Annotated in this window: 15 protein-coding genes; all 15 read right to left on the bottom strand. The window is 58.4% G+C overall.

The window, feature by feature from the left end:
* Nucleotides 1-297 precede the first annotated feature (297 nt).
* The gene (locus KF708_06905) at nt 298-1,152 is read right to left on the bottom strand and encodes a hypothetical protein (GenBank protein ID MBX3412398.1); all 855 of its coding nucleotides are present in this window, start codon (nt 1,150-1,152) and stop codon (nt 298-300) included.
* 142 nt (nt 1,153-1,294) lie between these two features.
* The gene (locus KF708_06900) at nt 1,295-4,327 is read right to left on the bottom strand and encodes a type I restriction endonuclease subunit R (protein MBX3412397.1); all 3,033 of its coding nucleotides are present in this window, start codon (nt 4,325-4,327) and stop codon (nt 1,295-1,297) included.
* A gap of 27 nt (nt 4,328-4,354) precedes the next feature.
* Nucleotides 4,355-5,770 (bottom strand): hypothetical protein, encoded by a 1,416-nt coding sequence (locus tag KF708_06895; GenBank protein ID MBX3412396.1) that lies wholly within the window; start codon nt 5,768-5,770, stop codon nt 4,355-4,357.
* A 372-nt stretch (nt 5,771-6,142) separates the two neighbouring features.
* A complete protein-coding gene (locus KF708_06890; GenBank protein MBX3412395.1) occupies nt 6,143-7,099 on the bottom strand; it encodes a hypothetical protein in 957 nt (318 codons plus the stop codon).
* Between the two features lie 26 nt (nt 7,100-7,125).
* Complete coding sequence (locus tag KF708_06885; protein ID MBX3412394.1) at nt 7,126-8,370, bottom strand: restriction endonuclease subunit S; 1,245 nt, start codon at nt 8,368-8,370, stop codon at nt 7,126-7,128.
* Nucleotides 8,360-10,000 (bottom strand): SAM-dependent DNA methyltransferase, encoded by a 1,641-nt coding sequence (locus KF708_06880; GenBank protein MBX3412393.1) that lies wholly within the window; start codon nt 9,998-10,000, stop codon nt 8,360-8,362. Before KF708_06880 ends, KF708_06885 begins: the two co-directional genes overlap by 11 nt.
* 77 nt (nt 10,001-10,077) lie before the next feature.
* A complete protein-coding gene (locus KF708_06875) occupies nt 10,078-10,971 on the bottom strand; it encodes a hypothetical protein (GenBank protein ID MBX3412392.1) in 894 nt (297 codons plus the stop codon).
* Nucleotides 10,968-11,966: a hypothetical protein gene (locus KF708_06870; protein MBX3412391.1), complete on the bottom strand. Its 999-nt coding sequence runs from the start codon at nt 11,964-11,966 to the stop codon at nt 10,968-10,970. The genes KF708_06875 and KF708_06870 overlap by 4 nt, the downstream gene beginning before the upstream one ends.
* A complete protein-coding gene (locus KF708_06865) occupies nt 11,963-14,080 on the bottom strand; it encodes a helix-turn-helix transcriptional regulator (GenBank protein MBX3412390.1) in 2,118 nt (705 codons plus the stop codon). The genes KF708_06870 and KF708_06865 overlap by 4 nt, the downstream gene beginning before the upstream one ends.
* A gap of 205 nt (nt 14,081-14,285) precedes the next feature.
* A complete protein-coding gene (locus KF708_06860) occupies nt 14,286-15,293 on the bottom strand; it encodes a tyrosine-type recombinase/integrase (protein MBX3412389.1) in 1,008 nt (335 codons plus the stop codon).
* Between the two features lie 481 nt (nt 15,294-15,774).
* Nucleotides 15,775-16,398, bottom strand: coding sequence for an RNA 2'-phosphotransferase (locus tag KF708_06855; GenBank protein MBX3412388.1), 624 nt, complete (start codon nt 16,396-16,398; stop codon nt 15,775-15,777).
* Between the two features lie 477 nt (nt 16,399-16,875).
* Nucleotides 16,876-17,016, bottom strand: a complete 141-nt coding sequence (locus KF708_06850) for a hypothetical protein (GenBank protein MBX3412387.1) — start codon at nt 17,014-17,016, stop codon at nt 16,876-16,878.
* A 99-nt stretch (nt 17,017-17,115) separates the two neighbouring features.
* Nucleotides 17,116-17,391, bottom strand: coding sequence for a hypothetical protein (locus tag KF708_06845; GenBank protein ID MBX3412386.1), 276 nt, complete (start codon nt 17,389-17,391; stop codon nt 17,116-17,118).
* Between the two features lie 82 nt (nt 17,392-17,473).
* A complete protein-coding gene (locus KF708_06840; GenBank protein MBX3412385.1) occupies nt 17,474-17,665 on the bottom strand; it encodes a hypothetical protein in 192 nt (63 codons plus the stop codon).
* 28 nt (nt 17,666-17,693) lie between these two features.
* Nucleotides 17,694-17,915, bottom strand: a complete 222-nt coding sequence (locus KF708_06835; GenBank protein ID MBX3412384.1) for a hypothetical protein — start codon at nt 17,913-17,915, stop codon at nt 17,694-17,696.
* Nucleotide 17,916 lies beyond the last annotated feature (1 nt).

Genomic DNA, 17,916 nt, shown 5'->3' with positions numbered 1-17,916 from the left:
TAGAACGTCTTGTGTCGAAGTAGCTCCGACGAGACGACGAACCGCATCTTTCAGGCCGTTTATCCCAGGCCAAGTGGTGAGTGCTGGGAATGGTGGTGCGGTTCGCCCAGAATGAAGGACCGCTCCTTCGGTTAGCCAGCGAGTCGCGTACAGCGACAAGCCCTCTTCGCTGCTGAGTTTCGCGAAGTCCCAGTAGGCCTGCTGGGCGCTGCACGTCATCAGGCCCAGCCTGGCCGTGTCAAGATACAGCCGGGTGGGGGCCAATTGCATGGTGGATAGTCAATGCTACCCGTGATCTTAAACTCGCGAAGGGACGTGATCCACCAATTCCCCATAGGAAACGGCAAATAGCTTGAGCCGGTCGAAACGCTCGCGCGCCAGACGAAGGTCGGCGGAATCGAAGCTGAGCACGAAACGCACAGTGCGTGACTGCTCATCCAGTTCTTGTTCTCCGGTTGCCCGCTGGCCATAGACGCCGAAGTCACGCAACAAGTCAGGCTCGTTGACCAAGTCCGATTCCCTGACGAGCCAGACGGTAATTCCACGATAGTGCTGGTCATCAAGCCATCGGCAAGTCTCCGCGATTGGAAGTGAGCACTCTGGCGGCCATAAGTTCCAGCCCAGAATCACGATCCGCTCGATGCTGACGCCCTGGTTAATCGCCTGGATGTTGGCCGCCATGCTCCGCTGACCGGGCGGATCCTGCCAATAGTCAGCGGTTTTCAACCACGCAACGGATTGATACTCGTCCAGCCCAGGCGAGAGCAACAGCCGTTCGTAGGCAGTCCGCCAGCCTTCGGTGCTCAGGAACGACACTCGACCGCGCCCCAGTTCGTCAATCTCAACGCCCGCCTCCGCCAACTTAAGCGCCGCCAGGTCGCGGAGCAGCGGATCCCGTGAAGCTCCCAACCGCGCGAGAGCATTGAGGAATTGCTCCTCCCCGAGGAACAGCGCGGCGGTAGAACCATCAATGGCTTGCCCCGCAATGGGCTCCGGCTCCTCATTTACCCCGGTGAGAGAAGCAAGCCGCCATGAGGCAAGGACCAGCCAGAGGCTCAAGAGTTGCGGCGAAAAGGTGTCCGTGGCGAAGGCCTCCAAAGCTGCGGCAACTGCAAGCGCAACGAGACCAAGGCCAGTGTAGTTGACGAACAAGGATTGGCTGGATTTAAGCCGAATGTGCGATTCATTACCCACACCCTGGAGATATTACAACGATGGGTGCATATCAAGTCCTACAGTTCCAACACGCTCGTAGTTGACAAGGACGAGCCGTTGCCCCCAACAGGCAGAATCGCTATGCCGCCTGCGGCCAATCGGCGAAGACTGCCTCCGCTTGGGCCATGATGGCATCAAAGAACGGCTCAAGATCGTCGGCTTTCACCCCCTTGTTGCGAAGGACACGCTTGACCGTAGAACGGACTGACGCTTTGACGTCCTCGCGGTGCGGCTCTGTCCAGTCGACCTTGAGGTTGCGTTTGATCGATTGAACAACTTCATGCACAAGGTCTCGCAAAAAGTCTTGCGAGTAAAGTTGTTCGTAGTTGGCGGCGACAGCATCATAAAACGCCAGCTCTTCATCAGCCAAACCAAGTGACTGGGCTCGTGCTCGGTCTGCATCCATGTCCTTCTTGATCTGAAGCATCGCCTGAACGACGGCAGCGGCATCTACCAGACGATTGTGATAGCGTTGCAGCGTTTTCTCCAGAAGCTCCTTGAAGCTCTTTGCTTTCGCAAGGTTTTTGCGAGTCCGATTCTGAATCTCATCGCGCAGCAGGGCTTCAAGTAGTTGCAATCGAAGGTTCTGCTGAGGCTGGTTCTTAAACGTTTGGAGAAAATCGTCGTCAAGAATCGAGATATCCGGCTGCACAATGCCAGAAAGCTTGAAGATGTCAACGACTCCTTCGGATTCAACGCTGTCGTCCACCAAGTCGCGGACCGCTTTCTCAAGGTCTCGTTCGGGCCTTCGGCCTGGAATCGTCTTTAGAATCTGGTGCCGAACGCGCTGGTAGAAGATCACTTCGTCAGCGAATGGACGGCAGTCGTCAAGATGCTTGACCAGCAAGAAGGCTTGCGAAACGCGAAGTTCCGCATCCAGAAAGTGCTGTTTATGCGCGTCATCGTCAGTCAGCACGCCAAAGACGTGTGCGTAGCGGTCTTCAAGCTCGATCCTTGTCAACCGTCGCCAATCACCATAATTGGTTCCCTCGGGCATAAGCTGGCGGACGGCGTCCAGGCACTCGGCGAAAACCGCCGCCGCCTTGTCAGAGATGTCAGGCGCCGGATCGCCACGACCACCCCCTTGCGAGTATTTGCTGGTGGCTTCGCGCAGTTGATCGCCAATGCCAATGTAATCCACCACCAATCCGTGCGGCTTATCGCGGAAGACACGGTTGACCCGCGAGATCGCCTGAATGATGGTGTGACCACGCATCGGCTTGTCAATGTAGAGCGTGTGCAAGCACGGAATATCCGTCCCGGTAAGCCACATATCGCAGACGATGACCATGCGGAGCGGGTCGCTCGGGTCGATCATCCGCTTCTTGATCGCGTCACGCTGTGCCTTCGTCGTGATATGCCCCGCCTGGCTCCATTCTGGTGGATCCTTTGACAGATTGCCGGTCATCACAATCTTTACTTCCGGGCAGTTCGGTAACGCGGTCAAGGCGTCGTAGAGCCGCACGCAGTTCTCGCGCGTCATGCAAACGACCATCGCCTTGCCCTGGAGCGTTTCGTTGCGGTCGAGGAAGTGAGCCAAGAGGTCTTGGGCCAGTTCGTCAACGCGGTCCTTCGCGCCCGCAGCTTGTGCCAAGGCTGCCCATTTAGACTTCCGTGCTTCCAGGTCGCTGACGGGTTGGTCATCGGTGATCTCTTGCAGGGCCGCATCGATGTTTTGCTTCGTCAGGTGCAGCTTGATCTGTCGCGGAGCATAGAAGATGGGCACAGTCGCTTTGTCTTCCTGCGACTGCTGAATGTCGTAGGTGTGAATCAAATCGCCGAACACGTCGGTCGTGTCGGCTCCGCTGAAACTGATCGGTGTGCCGGTGAACCCGAGCCGGCGAGCGTTCGGCAATGCCTCGGCCAGGTATCGCGCGTAGCCCTTGAGGAATCCGTATTGGCTGCGGTGAGCCTCGTCCGCGATGACAATGATATTGGCGCGCTGCGAGAGAATGGGGTGCTCGATCTCTCCTTCCTCCGACTTCAGCCGGAATTTCTCGATCGTCGAGAAAATGACCTCGCCCCCTTCGGTCCGCAGCATGTCCCGCAAATCGTCCACGCTGTCGGCGTGCTTGACATCGCCGACAAGAGCGCGAGCGGCCACGAACTGATCGTGCAATTGATCGTCGAGGTCCGTTCGGTCCACTTGAATGACGAACGTCGGGTTCCGCAGGGCGGGGTTATTGCGTAGCAATCCCACGAGGAACGCCATCGAAAGCGATTTACCCGAGCCGGTCGTGTGCCAGATCACACCGATGCGGCGATCGGCATTCGGCCGAAACGACTCAGCCGCCTTCTGGGCTGCAATCCGCACCGCGAAAAACTGGTGATACTTGGCTGCCTTCTTGGTGATCTTCTCGTTGGCGGACTCGAACACGAGAAAGTGACGCACGTAGGCCAGCAGCCGATCCTTGGGAAACAGACCCTCGATGAGGGTCTTCATTGTGCCGGTGGTGTTCGCCTCGATGTCGAAGCCGTCGATCGACTTCCACGGGGCGAACCATTCCATGTCAGCCGTCCAAGCCCCGTGCAACGTCGTCACGCCATCGGAGACGACGGTTATGGCATTGAACTCGAAGAGCTGGGGAATGTCGTGCCGATAGTGGCCGATCTGATTGTGGGCGTCGTTGACTGTCGGGTGTTCGTCGTAGGGGTTCTTCAGTTCAAACACGACCAGCGGCAGACCGTTGACAAAGATGACAATGTCCGGCCGACGGTCGTTCTTGCCGTGGATGCCAAACTGGTTTACGACGAGAAAGTCATTGTTCTCAGGCTCGTCCCAATCGACAGCATAAATGTGCCGATGCTCGACGAGGCCACCGGGAAGCTCGACCTTGATCTCGATTCCGCGAGTCAGATCTTGATGAAACGCCAGGTTGCGGCGAAGCGCATCGACGCCTTCGGGCCGGGCGAATCGGCGGACAGCCTCGTCGAGCGATCGTTCTGGGAGATCGGGGTATCGACGCTTGAGCTCGGCACGCAGGATGTCTTGGAAAACAACTTCCTCCGGCTGTCGCGTTAAGTCCTCGCCGGGCGCATAACGGTAGCCCAGGCCGGTGATCCGGTCGATGGTCGTCAGCTCGAATTCAGATTCCGAACCATGCTGGGGCATGGACCGCCTCGCTGGGATGTTGTTGGATTAGCGTTTTCGGGCCTTTCGTGTGCCGGCACTCAAGAGATGGTCGCCACAATGACCGACGACAATAACCCCGTCATCATCAGAACGCCTGTGAGAAGCAAAATGGATTCTCAGGCAGGTGTCTTGATCGTTCCCATGTTTGAGATGCGGCGAAATGTCCAATTCCACTCCCTCAAACTTGATAGTCCGCAAATCCTTAGCTGTCTTGTCCCGGTTGGTCATCTTGCCCTCCGCCATCGCAATGTCGAGTCCATTGGTGCGGCTGCGGAATTCGTCTCCGATCTGTCCGCTTCTTCCGTCCTTCTGGAACACTAGGTCATGCATCGTGGTCGCAAGATGCCAGAGCATTCGGAATGCGGTTGGTATTTCGTCCTCCAGCTCGTTGAAGCCTGCTCGTGCTGCTGAATCGCGTGCTTGCTCCGTGATCACGATTCGATGGGGAAACATGGTTGCAATGGCCTCCACGACTTCGGACAAAGAAGTCATCGGCAGACCGCGGTTGGCGACGAGTTGCTTGAGAGCTTCGGTCAACTCCTGGTCTTTGACGGCCGCCCTGGCCTGCCTTTCCATTTCTGACCGCAGGTATTGCTCCGTCCTAAGCTGGTTATCCAGGGTATTAACCTGCTCGTTAGCTCGGTCCCGTTCCTTTTCCAAGGCGTCAACTCTTTCGGAGAGCCGCTTCACCTCACTATCGCAGTAGTCCAGAAACGCTTGGTCCTTGTCGCCAGCCTTGGCCGATTGCAATAGCTGTTGAAGCTGGGCCCTTCGCTCAATGTCGTCCACATCGTCAATAGAACCGACCGAAGGGGCGGTCGAAGACGCAAAGCGTCGAGCGAGTCCATCGACGATCAGTTCCTGGACCACTTGTGGACCAAGGGACTTGATGTCCGTCGGTATGAAGAATCGATGTCGGCGAGAATCCCAGGGGGCATCGACGTTTAGCCCCGGGAGGTAAACGCGAATCATTCCACTGGTGCAACGGTATTCTCGTGGCAGAATAAATTCAAATTCCGCATCAAGCTCTTCGCTCTGCCCCTCGTAAACCACTGCGATCCCAGCAAGGACTCGCGCGAGCGTCTGTGGGTCAAGCAATGGACGACCCAAGAAGCGATCGGAACGAATGACGACCAGCGGGCATTCTCGCTGCGGGTCAATGAGAGCGTCTCGCAGCATTGCCAGATCCCCGACCTGCAACGCGTGGGGATTAGGCGACAAGAGGATCGACCCCAGTCGTCCGCTCCACTTGTCGTGATTCAGCAGAGTGATCACCAGTCCTGGTGAGGACGGAGGCGGAGCGTCGGGCTCTGGTCCAATGTAGCTAGGAAGCAACCAGTGGTAGTTGGCCACCGCGACTTCGATGCTACCATCATCTTGTTTGGCTAGGCCGACTTCGGTGCACCACTGGCGATGCGTCACGTCGTCGCACGGATGTTCAAAGCGGACTGCCCAATACTCCGGTGACTTATCGTCGCCAGCCCCGATGTAGCGCCGCGTTTCGACAAGGACGCCTCGTCCCCCGGGAGGCGACCACTGCCCTCCTTTGAAGAACCAGCTCCCGCCAGTGTAGGCGGTGTTGCGCTCGACTCTCTTGCCAATCCAAAAGCGGACGTCCCGAGCAACATCTCCCCACGGGACAGGCTGATCCGTGTTTGAAAAGAGCCGGAACCGCGATCGGTAGTGCAGCCGTGCAGTTGTAGGCAAAGACATGGCACGTCCCCCTTCGCAACGCGTCAAAGAATTCCACTCGAACCGCGGACAACTTCCAGCAACGCCTCAGTCACAGTCACGCTAATGTTTTCCCTCACTGGACTCAATCGCACCGAGTTTCGTTACAAGATGCTCGCCGAGCTTCTGAACAACTTCAAGGAGTTGACGAACTTCGTCCGCCGATACCTGCACACGACGGCCGGCGACGGCCGTTGGATCGGACGTGGCGGCGATGTATTTCTCGTCGATGACGCCCATCGTGTGAGCCAGTAGATGCCGCTTCTGGAAACAGCGCACCGCAAACGCCCATTCGTCTGTGTGAATGCCTCCCGGCAAGTCGATACCGAAGACCTTCTGCACGTTGGTGGCGGCGTTGTTTAGGTTCTGGAAGGAGACCGCCTCGGCCTTGGCCGGGTTCGTCGCCTTGGCGGCGTTCACACGGCACGCCTCGCGGCCGAAGCCGTCGAACACGGACACCGCGTTTTCCAGTGCGTCTTCCAGCAGGTGGCGCTTCAGGTCGGCATCCTCGACAGTCGCAGCAAGCTCGATTTGCTTGCGGGCTAGCTCGCAGTTCTTGGTGAGGATCTGTTGCGAGTTGTGCGTGCCGCAGTCAGGGCAAAAGGCGAACACGCCATAGACGGCATAGCGGAGCGTGCATTGACCGCAATCGACGATGGTTTCCAGCGTCTTCTCGCGGTAATGGCGAATCGGCTGCCGAGCGCCCTGCTTGACCTTCATGCTGACGCCAATGCCGAAGCCGCCGCGCGGCTTGATGTCGAACTCCATTTTCTTCAGTTCGCGGTGGAAGTAGTCGCCCATCTCGCGCAGCGCGATCGACTTGGCATAGGCGAGTTGTTGCTGCGTCCAGAAATGATCGTGCGGGTCTTTATGGCCGCAATACGGGCAGTAACACGGCAAGTTGTCGCCGGTGAGTCCCGTTCCCGGTTGAATCTTGAAGTAGCCCAAACACTCGTTCTCGGGACACTCACGGCCGATGAACCCCTCTTCATCGGCCTTGATGGGAACCTGAATCGACATTTGATCGCCTCGTCCTCGTCGCAGTGTCATACGACCTCCTTGATCTTGCGTTCTGCGTTCCGCAATCTAATCTCGCCGGAAAGAAGCTTCGGGAGCAGTGAATCACGAAGCGTTACTAGAGTCCGAGATTGTTGAAGATTTGCAGCAACCCGGTCCATCAACGGTTCGAGCCTTCGGCCCAATTCAACTTGCGCCGCGCCGAGTGGAGCCGTGAACTTCATACGCCGTTGATCACGAAGACTTACATAGTCCGCCATGTCCGTCTGTCCCTTGACCGCGTCGATTTGGTCCGACAATTCGTCCGATTTCATCCACTGAAAAAGAACGTGTGGGTCCAACTGATCACGTTTCATCGACCGCCAAAAACACAACTGCGGCGAGTAGACGAACTTCGGTGTGGTTTTGTGCACGAATGCGAACCGACCAACGGTCCCCTTTGACGTGAACGCAACGTCGCCTGGTTGGGACAGTTTCATTCCGGCAAGACCAATTCGTGTTTCGGCCAAGAGATCACTACCTGCTAAGTCAAATCCCCCCCCATTCAGATTGCCTGCTCGCACGAACGGAAGGCCCGGCGCACCAAGCTCGCTGTTCTTCGCCCGATATCCATCGTTGACCGCCAGGACCGCGTCGGCTTCAAGTTTGCCAATGGTGATTTCGCTTCCTGGCTGTTGGTCAAACCACGACTTGAACAGCGACCGGGCCATCGCCTCCAGCGTCTCATTCGTCCGCCGGTTCAACTCGATCTTGTCGTCTAGAGCTCCGAGCAATCCGGCAGTTGCTACCTGCACATTGATTTCGGGGAGCGTGATCGACATACGGCGCTGATCCGTCAGACTCACATAGTCGGCCATGTCTGTCTGGCCTTTCACGCTGTTCGCTTGGTCGGCAAATTCGTCCCCACAAAGCCAGTAGTAGAGAAAACGAGGATACAAGGTTCGCGGATCGTTCGATCGCCAATAGCACAGTTGCGGCGAATAGACGAACCGTGGGGTATCTGCGGTGACGAAGGCAATTCGTCCAACTGATCCCTTTGAGGTGAACACTGCATCCCCCGGGCGGGCAATCTTCTCACCAACTTTGTTTAGATCAGTGCTTGGAAAAAAGTCGCACTCAGCGAAGTGAAACCCACCATTCACATTTCCGGCTCGTGCAAACGGGAGCCCCGACGATGCCAATTCCGAGTTCTTTGCCCGATATCCATCTCCGATCGTCAAGATACCGAGGTCAATAAGCTCCTTGGTTTTGTGCTGTCCCGGACTAATTCGCATTGGTCACCTCGGCGATCAGTACGTCGCTCAAGGAACTACGAATTAGCTTCTCCAATCGTCGTGACTCTGCGAACTGCTCCTCCAACTGCTTCAGCAGCTTGGGGAACTTCTCCTCGAACGGTTCGTCCTCGTCGTCGGCGTCTTCAGAGCCGACGTAGCGGCCGGGCGTGAGGGCGTAGTTGTGTTCGCGGACCTCGTCGAGGGTGGCCGCGCGGCAATGCCCGGGGATCGCGTCGGGCGCCCCTTTGCGCCGATACTCGCGATAGACCGCGGCAATCCGCTCGATCTCCTCCTCGGAAAGCTGCTTTTGCTTTCGCGAGCCGGGGATGAGCGAGCCGAGTTTGCGAGCGTCGATGAACAGAATCTCGTCGGTTCGCTTGCGGTTCCCCTTGCCGCCGCCACGTCCTTTCGACAGGAACCACAGGCCGCAGGGAATCTGCGTGTTGGCGAATAATTGACCGGATAATTGAACGACCGCGTCGACGTAGCCCGCTTCGACAATCGCCTTTCGCACTGCGAGCCGGGCTGTTTCGCCGTTCGATAGTTCGCCCGTCGCCATGACGAAGCCCGCCGTTCCATTTTCCTTCAGGTGATGGAGGAAGTGGAGGATCCACATGGTGTTGGCGTTGCGGGGGGCGAGTGGCATCGGCTGGCCGGCAATCGCCAGGCGAGGATCTTTGTCGGGGATCCGGTCAGCCCCCCAGCCATTGGCGCCCTTTGAGCCGTCATTGAACGGCGGATTGGCCAGCAGGTAGTCGGCTTTGAGCGTGGCGTGCTGATCGTCGAAGTAGGAGTTGCCCAGCTTGATATTGCCATCGACGCCGTGGATGAACAGGTTCATCCGGCAGAGCCGGTAGGTGAAATCCTTGCTCTCCTGGCCGACGAACGACAGTTTACCCGAGTGCTTGGTAAAGATGTCGGACTGGACGAACATGCCGCCCGAGCCGCAGCACGGATCGAAGACTGTTCCCTCGGTCGGTTCAAGCAGGGCAACAAGAGTGCGGACGATGCTGGCCGGCGTGAAGTATTCGCCGCCCCTCTTTCCCTCGGAGTTGGCGAATTCGCCGATGAAGTATTCGTAGACCCGGCCGATGGTGTCTTCGCCGCCGTGGTCCTGCTTGAAGATGTCTTTCGAGAAGAGGTTGATCAGCCCGGTGGCGTTCTCTCGCGAGAGATTCGAACCGGCGAACACTCGCGGCAACAGGCCGCGCAACTTGTCGGGATACGCCTTCTCCAGGGCTTCAAGGGCGTCGTCGAGGATGACCTTGATGTCGTCGGCCTGGGCGTTCTTGAGCAAGTGGTCCCAGCGGGCCTTTTTGGGGACGATGAACGCGCCGACCGAACGGTATTCGTCGGCGTCCTCCAGAATGGCCTGGGCAGTCTTGGCATTCTTGGTGTGGTAGTCGCTCTTGGGATCGGCGATCAGCCGCTCAAGCTCTGCACGCCGCTTCTCGAACCGCAGCGACAAGAACCGCAAGAAGATGATCGGCAGGACATAGCGTTTGTAGTCCGCCGGCTCGATCGACCCGCGCAGCTCCACCGCCGCCTGCCAGAGTTCCTTGGTGATCTCGGCAACGCCGTTGGCAGTCGGCTTTTCGCGACTCGCCTTGGTGCCCCTGGCTTTCGCCATTTCGAATGCTCCTGGGATGTCTTGCGATTGTGCTGCGGGAATGTGCGAGCACAGTTCGATCAGCCACGCAGATTCTGCTACTCGGCCAGCTCGGACGTGCCCGCCATCATTGGCTGAGCTTCGGGTTTACGATGGACCCTCTTGAATTCGGCGAGGTCGATTTCGCCGGCGAGCGTTGCCAGGACTTCGAAGACCGCCGAGATCGCCTCGTCAGCAACCGGCTCCTCGTCAGGCCCATTGGGGAGCTCATCAAAATACTTCGTTTCATCGACAGGCTCGTTGCACCACTCTTCGACGGCGACAGAGTCAATCGCGGGATTTGTCGCGAGGGCGTCCAGCGCGAGCGTGCTCAGCCGGAGGTTGAATGCCTTTGCCAGACGCTGGCTCTGCGAGTCGGTCAAGCCGGCGCCATCGTTGAACTCTCTTGCAAAGCGACAAATGGCAAGCGCGGCGGGCCGATGGTGCATGGCATCAAGTGGTTGCCAGGACGTGAAGAATCGAGACGTCTTCAGAATTTGCACGGTCTCGCCGTAGTCTGCCCCATTTCGGGTCAGTTCCGCCGCCCACCACAGGCGGCCGAGGGCGTTCTTGCTGTCCTCCCCCATGAAACGATCAATTGCGACGGCGTGAGCGCCGTCGCCTTCTTGTTCGCCGAAACGCCAGCGAACGTAATCGGGCTTTGCGACGATATTGAGGTAGTGCCACACGCGTTTGTCCGCCGCTTCACGTCGATGCAAGCGAAGGCAGGCATGCACACGCGGGGCAAGCCACTGGTCCGACTTGTCTGGGGCGTGCTTGAACCGTTCCATTGCCTCGTCCACCATCGCCAACAGCGGTGCAATGTCAATTTCTCGCTCAAGTGGAGAATTGACGATGAACGCGGCGGCATCAATGGAGGCCAAAGAGCCGTTCCGAAAATTCTCGTCGAGCAGCGTCCGGACGCTGGGTAGCAGACCGTGCAACGGTGTCACGATACGATTCCTTTTCTCAGAAGAGTCTGGGTCGATTTTCGGAGAGCCTTGTTGGCGCCTACAAGATCGCCAATGACGGCCTCGGACCGCGACAGAAACGTGGCCGAGCCTGGATGCGCCTGCCATTCACCGGCGGCCAGGTTAAGAATCTCGGTTTCGCTCTTGGCGGGTTCGATCTCGGGCAGAATTCTCTTCAGCACCTCCGCATGCCATTCTCGGTTTGGCCAAGTCGGGTCTTCGCCATCTTCTCCCGGGATGACCGCTGACATGGCGTCGCCCAGAAGCGCCATCCAAACGCTTCGCGCGATGGACATGCGGGTGCTGTCGTGCAATGCCTGCTCGACCGGGGAGCGGTCTTTCGCGTCGCGAAGCAACGGTTCCAACCCCTCAAACGATGAGTTCAGAAGTATCTCCGGCAGGGGTTGGTCGAGGTCGACGACATGCGATGAGTCCGAAAACTGCCGTGCGATCGGCGGGGCCGACTCAGACTTGAAATCGCACCACTTGACGGCAAGCGTTCCCGCGATTCGGAGACTCTCACTGGGGTCAAAGTGCAACGTCCAAGACTCACTGACTGCGACCGGGCGATGGGGAACTCCCTGCACGGCTGCGGTCAGGATTGCCTGTAGCACGACTTTTTCACGAAATCCGCTGCGTGAAATCGTGGTTTTCGCTCCCCAATGTGAAGGACCGAGAGGCGATCGCTGCAAGGGAATCGGTTGCCGCGTGTTCGTGGGGCGACATGAAGCGACAACCACGAGGTTCACGGCACCATGTTCATTTTCAAATCGCTCCAGTTCGGCAGGCGGCACTTCAACATCAATGCGAAGCGTTAGGTTCGTCCAGTCATTTGGATCGTGGCCGAACAATAAGATGGACCGCTCGTTTGGCAGAATTGCTTCGGGCGGCACCAATTGATTGTCAATACGGGGCTCCGTAAGACTCAACTCGAGCTCGCCGACAAGCGTTGGGTAGGGGAAAATCGTCTTTCTCATGCCGTTCCTTTCGGGACAACGATAACCCTGCGAAGGTCTACCACAACACTTGACTCGTTCGCCGGAACGGGATGCGACTCTCTGTCAGTCGTCCCGCGGAAATGAACTTCGCGAGTGCCAGGCTGGACTCGCAGTTGATGTCCTTCGACCGCGCAGTTGTTGCTGATCGCCTCAATCGACTCCCAGAGAACTGGCTGTCCACCGCCGGTCTCGGCAACAAAAAGGACCGCGGGCGTCATCAAGACCTCGCGCGCATTGGGCTTCATTCGCACACGAGCTTCAACATTCCATCGTCCCTGTTTGTCGACTTCTCCTTGTTGAGCGATGACACGGGGCCTTTCCTTGGCGACCGAAACAGGCTCTGTCCCCACTCGGAAGAGTTCGCGCAGGGAGTTGGGGCCGTTTCCTAGATCGCGCGAGACTGGCTTGACCAAGTCGCGGAGAACCTCGATTGCTTTCTCCAAAAAGGCATCGAGCTTACTCACACAGCCGCGCGTATACGCGGCCTTCAATTCAGGTGTTGCCATCCATTTGTTGTGAGACGGCGGTTCGGCTGTCCGGAGAAACTCATCAGCCGCCAAGTCCGCAGGTTGGTCACCGGCAGCGGCGCCACAAAGCAGCAGCGCATGGAACGGTCGGCTCCCAAGGCAGATTCCGCCAAGTTTTCGTTCCGAGACAACCATGCCTGGTCCACGAAACATCGCCAACCGATTGCATTCTGTTCCTGCTTCATCTTCCGGAGCATATCGGACAAGAAGCACCGCCTCATGCTCATATTCGGGGTGCTTTGGATCAACCTTGCGAGACGGAAGCGATAGCGACACGGGTTTTCGCACGATCTCGCCCGGCGTTTTGAGAGTTTCCGCGAAGCTATCCTCGCTGAGTGCTTGCAGCATCCGCCAAAACTCAGGCTGAAGCTGCCGAGCATCCACCTCCGCCGATGTGATTGGCGCGTCTTTGTCGTAATCCGCTCGACCGCCATAAGTCTTGACCGAGACTGACAGCTTTCCGCTCGAAAGCGCGGGGAAGAAATGCGTAGCTGCGGCCTTCTCAATCTCCTCTGCGAGTTCACGGGCAGACTTGAGGCGATCGGAGCTCGGGTCATGGAACCCGACGACACAAGCAGACGTTCCACTGCCGAGGTCTTCCCGGCCAAGATAGAGGTCTCGCGCAAGGGCATCGTTATCCCAGAAGGAAACCGCGAAGGATCGATTCGCATCATGCGGCTGACCAAACCAGCTTGGTCCGGCGAAAGCCTCGCCCTCGACCTCATGCCAGGGTAAGTCGCAACGGCCGATCAATCGATGATTTCGAAGGCCGGCCTCTGAGGGATGGGAAAGATTCGAACAGAACATGACCGCTGCGAAGCGGGAAGCGCGCCACAAGACGCCTTTCCCCAGACCGAACGCCCCACCTTTGGTTGCAGTTCCCTCCTTGTTCGAATCAAGATTGTTCCGGCACAGCGCCGCAAACTTTCCGTCTCCACTTTCTGGACCTAGCAGCCCCGTCGTGCCTGAATCTTCAATGACCAGCAACATCAGATGGCCAGATTCTTCGAGCGATTCCAGGCCGTCTTTGATCAGCGACCCCAACTTCTGCCGATTGTGCGTTGAAGCATCGAGATGTTGGTGGAGTTCCTTCCACTTGATCGACTTCTGATACTTTTGCAGGTCGCCGTTGCGCAATTCGATAAGGCGAAAAACTACCTGAACCTGGGAGCCGCCAGGAACAATGGCGTCGAGGGCATTCTGCAAGACCTCGCGAACAAGGACTTCGATTGTGGGCTCGAAGGACCAGACATTGGCATTGCCGAAGTCGCGCCCACCGTCTTCGGGCGCCCGCCGAAACCCCCAGAATGCGTCGCGGGAGTAGTCAACACGCTGTGCTACAGAATCAACAACCCTCATCGGTCCGACCCCCGACTGGAGCCAATGGCTGTGGATCCCCAACGCGGCGGAGATTGCGTCAATGTTCGCATTTGTGGGCGACTTTTTCCCCGTACACCATTGCGATACGGCAGCTTGGGTAGCGCCGATCTGCGAAGCCAAAGTCCCTTGGGTTATACCACCCTCACGAATAGCGGTAACAAGCCTTTCTGAAACGCCTTCCGTCATTCGGGAGCTCATTGAGCACCTCCCAGCCGCGAGTAATCCGCCGCCAACCTACCTTAATATAACCAATGGTTATCATTGTACAAGTCCCTGGCCGAAAAAATCCTAGATTCCGCTAATCGAAAGACCACTTGATAACCAATGGTTATTTTCATCAAGTTATTTGAGAGTATCTAGTTATGGCGTCTGTTGCAGTGGTGTAACGCGATTAAATGGTAATTCTTTCGACTAGGTTTCTCCTCACTCGTCGTTGCCGGCGGTCGTAGAGCCGAGTCGTGCGTGGATCGGCGTGGCCGGCGAGGTGTTGCACGTCTTCGAGTGCGGCACCGTGCAGCAGCAGATCGGTGATCGTGGTGACGCGGAAGGAGTGGGGCGAGAAATGCGCCGACAGCCCAGCGCGGGCTAGGCGACGCTTGACCATGCGGCAGATGTCGGCTGCGGCCAGTGGGCGAGGGGATAGCCGGTCAGTCTGACCGATAGCTGGCTGAAAAAGTGGTGTGCCAGGAACGGCATCGGTGAGTCCGGCAACGGTGAGATAGGTGAGGATGATCTGCTCCAAGTCGGCTCGCACCGGGATCTCGCGCAGCTTGCCGCCTTTTTCGTGGAAACGGAGTTGATATTGGGTGCCGTCATGCCAGAAATCCCGGCGGCGCAATCCGGCCACGGCTCCCACGCGGGCCGCCGTATAGATAAGGACAGCCAGTATTGCTCGATCACGTAGGCCGATCAGCTTGCGGGTGTCGATCGACCGCAACAGCGTTCTGGCTTGCGCGACTGGCATCTCGGGCGTGCGGCCTTCTACGACCTGGTGGCGAGGTCCGCGCACGGAGAGGGCCGGATTCAGAACGACGACGTGCCGGACCACGAGTCGGTCAAAGAATCGGCGAATCGCGGCCAGGTGCAATTTGCGAGTTGCCGGGCTCGATGGATGTTGATCGAAATATTCGCCGATCAGTCCGGGCGTTGCCTCGTGCAGTTCGACGCCACGCAAGGTCAGCCATTGCAGAAACCGCCGCACGGCATGCTCGTAGGCTTTCCGAGTATGTAGATTGCGAATCTCGCCGCGAAAGAATTCCTCCCAGGCAAACTCCGCCGCGCGGCCGGCACCCGACACGATCGCTGGACAGCGCCCAGGCCGGCCGAAAGCCGGCAACGAGCCGGCTACCAATTGCGGCACTGAATTACCGCCTGAATCTGGATTCTCCTCGTCGCTCACTCAGGTTCCCGGTCATGCTGGATAATGTCCTTTGTCTAGCACGAAGAGGGACCATCCAGCCAACGAAAACGTCTGGCTGAATGGCGCATGGATTGCCTGCGTGAACGCCTGAGGCAAACCGAGCGAGAGGGGTCGCACCAGGCTCGGAGGTTTCTATCGATGGAGATCACCAGAATGGGATTTCCCAATCGATGTTGACGAATCGAGTCGCTGGTTACTACAACGGTTTCTCCCGACGCGAGAGGACCAGCATGGCCCTCCTATCCGACGCCCCTGAGCCAGATGGAACTGTGCTCAGGGGCATTTTGTTTGCGAGAATTCCTTGCGCTGCCGCCACCTCTTGGCGGTCGTGCCTCGCCACTGAATTCCACCGGTGGTGATGGTGCGCATTGCCTGCGAACGCAAGAGTCGCTCCCAAGTACCTGCACGCAGAACTTGGGACGAACGATATGTCCTGGCTTACTCTGCCGGCTTTGCCCAACTATTCAGCGCTCGGCGTGGGATGACCTATGCCACCGGCATGATCACCAACTTGCAACAGCGTTGTGAGGAATGTCACCGGCACGGCCGTTGTTTGCCAGACATGATGCGAGGCCTGGAGAAAGACGACTCCGGCCGCATGCGCGCGGCGAGCCGCGACGCGGAGCACGAGCGGCTGGCTGGTCTCGCTGCCGGCAACGCGGCAAGCATAGCTCAAGTCGCTGGTGAGATGCACCAGGCAACGTCCCATGGATTGCAGTCCCGCGGATTGAATGTGCGCAAGTGAAGTGGACGAAGTGCCATGAAACAACCGCTCGGGCGGCTCTCGCTCCTCCCCTGTGACGATCCCCGGCACGCTGTGTCCGTAGCGGGCACGAATCCGACTGCCGGCCAGCTCGAAGCGCTGGCCCGAGGACGTTCGCAACAATTGCTCCACCTCGTCGACCGTGATCGAAGAGAATTTTGGCAGCCGCTGGATCTGCTCGATGAACTGTTCCAGGTCGGTCCAGCCGGCGGGGGTGAGCGACACTCCGAAATCATCGGGATGGTGTCGCAGAGCATACGCCAGCAGCCGCACGAGTTGCTGGCGGCGGGAACGTTCGGGGCTGTGGTGCATAGCGAACATCAATCCATTTCGTCAACCAAATCGCTGCCTTCGATGGCAGCCAGAGTCTGTCGGCCTTCGTCGGCCTGTCATCCCTCGGGGGCTCGCCCCGTGAGGCCGCGAGGCCCTTGGCCCCCGAGGGGTGATGGGACGGCGAAGGCGTTGCGCCCCTCCCCTGCGGCTGACTTCGGTCGCCCCCGCGGTCGGCCTTTGTTGGTCCGATTCCTGTCGGGGGCTTTGAGCGCACTGCACGAGTGTCACCTCTTAGCGTTCTTCTCCTCGCGCAGACTGTGCCAGGGAGGCAACTGCTGTTCCTCGGAACTGCTGAGACAGTGGCAGCGCGGGCACCTCATCCTCGCGCACTGCGCAAACCACTTCGCCTCACAGCGTCGACAAACGTGATACCAAGGCGTTGGCGACGCTCCGTCGCGCACGGGCGAACCAGGTTCGAAAGCGTCCCGTGATGGGGAATATTCGGGTAACACGTGGCGAATCCCTTTACGACGAGAGTCTCACCAGAATCCAGATCGCCAGCACCGTCGCCAACACGCTCTTGGCCCTGACCAATGTCGGCATCGGGCTCTGGCGAATGGATTGCACCAAGAGCCCGAGCAGCAGAATGAGGAACAAGGTGAGCATGGCAGTCGATCCCCAAGTACCGAAGTCCGACAAAAAAGAAATTGAGGTCCAGGTGGTGCAGTGGACCTCAAGAGAGAACCTCAGATAGCGAAAGCCAGCCTAAAACTGGTCTTCCTCGTGCTGCTGGGAGGCAGCCGACGAACCCTGCTGGAAGATCCAGCTATGGGCCAGGTCGGCCACCTTGGCCACCAGCGGCAGGTCATCGCGACCAAAGCTGGTTGAGTCCTTCCACTGGTCGCCATCTTTGTAGATGCGGGTGAACGTCACGTTGTAGCGCGTGCCGTTCTCCGTACCGTTGGCCCAGATGGCGGCCTTGATCCGCCCCAGGCGGACATCGTGGACTGGGCGGACTTTGTCTTTCGTTGCTTGGGTCATCGTTCAATCTCCTTCATACAAGTTACCGGACACAAAACAGGTCGCACCTTCCACGCGAAGCGTGCGACTACCCATCGACGGGCTACGACATTTCGTCGACGGCACGCTGACATTCGGGACATCGCCCGAGGTAATTGGCCATCGGCAGGTCGGGAGCGGGTTGGATGTCCGTCCACCCAGCCGCTTCGGCCTGGCTCTGACTGCACAGTTCCATCCCCGCGTCGCAGCTTTCACACACCAGCGAAAAAGGCATCTCGGGCACGCTGGAACTCATCACCATTCACCTCCTCGAATACAACGAACTACGAACATGGCGGTTTTTCTTGCAGCACCAGAAAGCTGCACGCCGCCAAGGCCACGGCCCGATTGAACGCGTCGGGGAGTTGCCGGCCCGACTGCGTTTGCGGCGGAAAACCACCGCGCCGCAGCCAGGCCAACAGCGACTCGGCCGACTCCTGGGCGTCATCGGAACGCCCCGCGGCCAGAGCCGCGGTCAGGTCATTCCAACATTGCTGAGGATCCATG

This window comes from Pirellulales bacterium (assembly GCA_019636335.1).
Taxonomy (GTDB): domain Bacteria; phylum Planctomycetota; class Planctomycetia; order Pirellulales; family JAEUIK01; genus JAHBXR01.
This window is presented reverse-complemented; position numbering and strand designations above follow the sequence as displayed.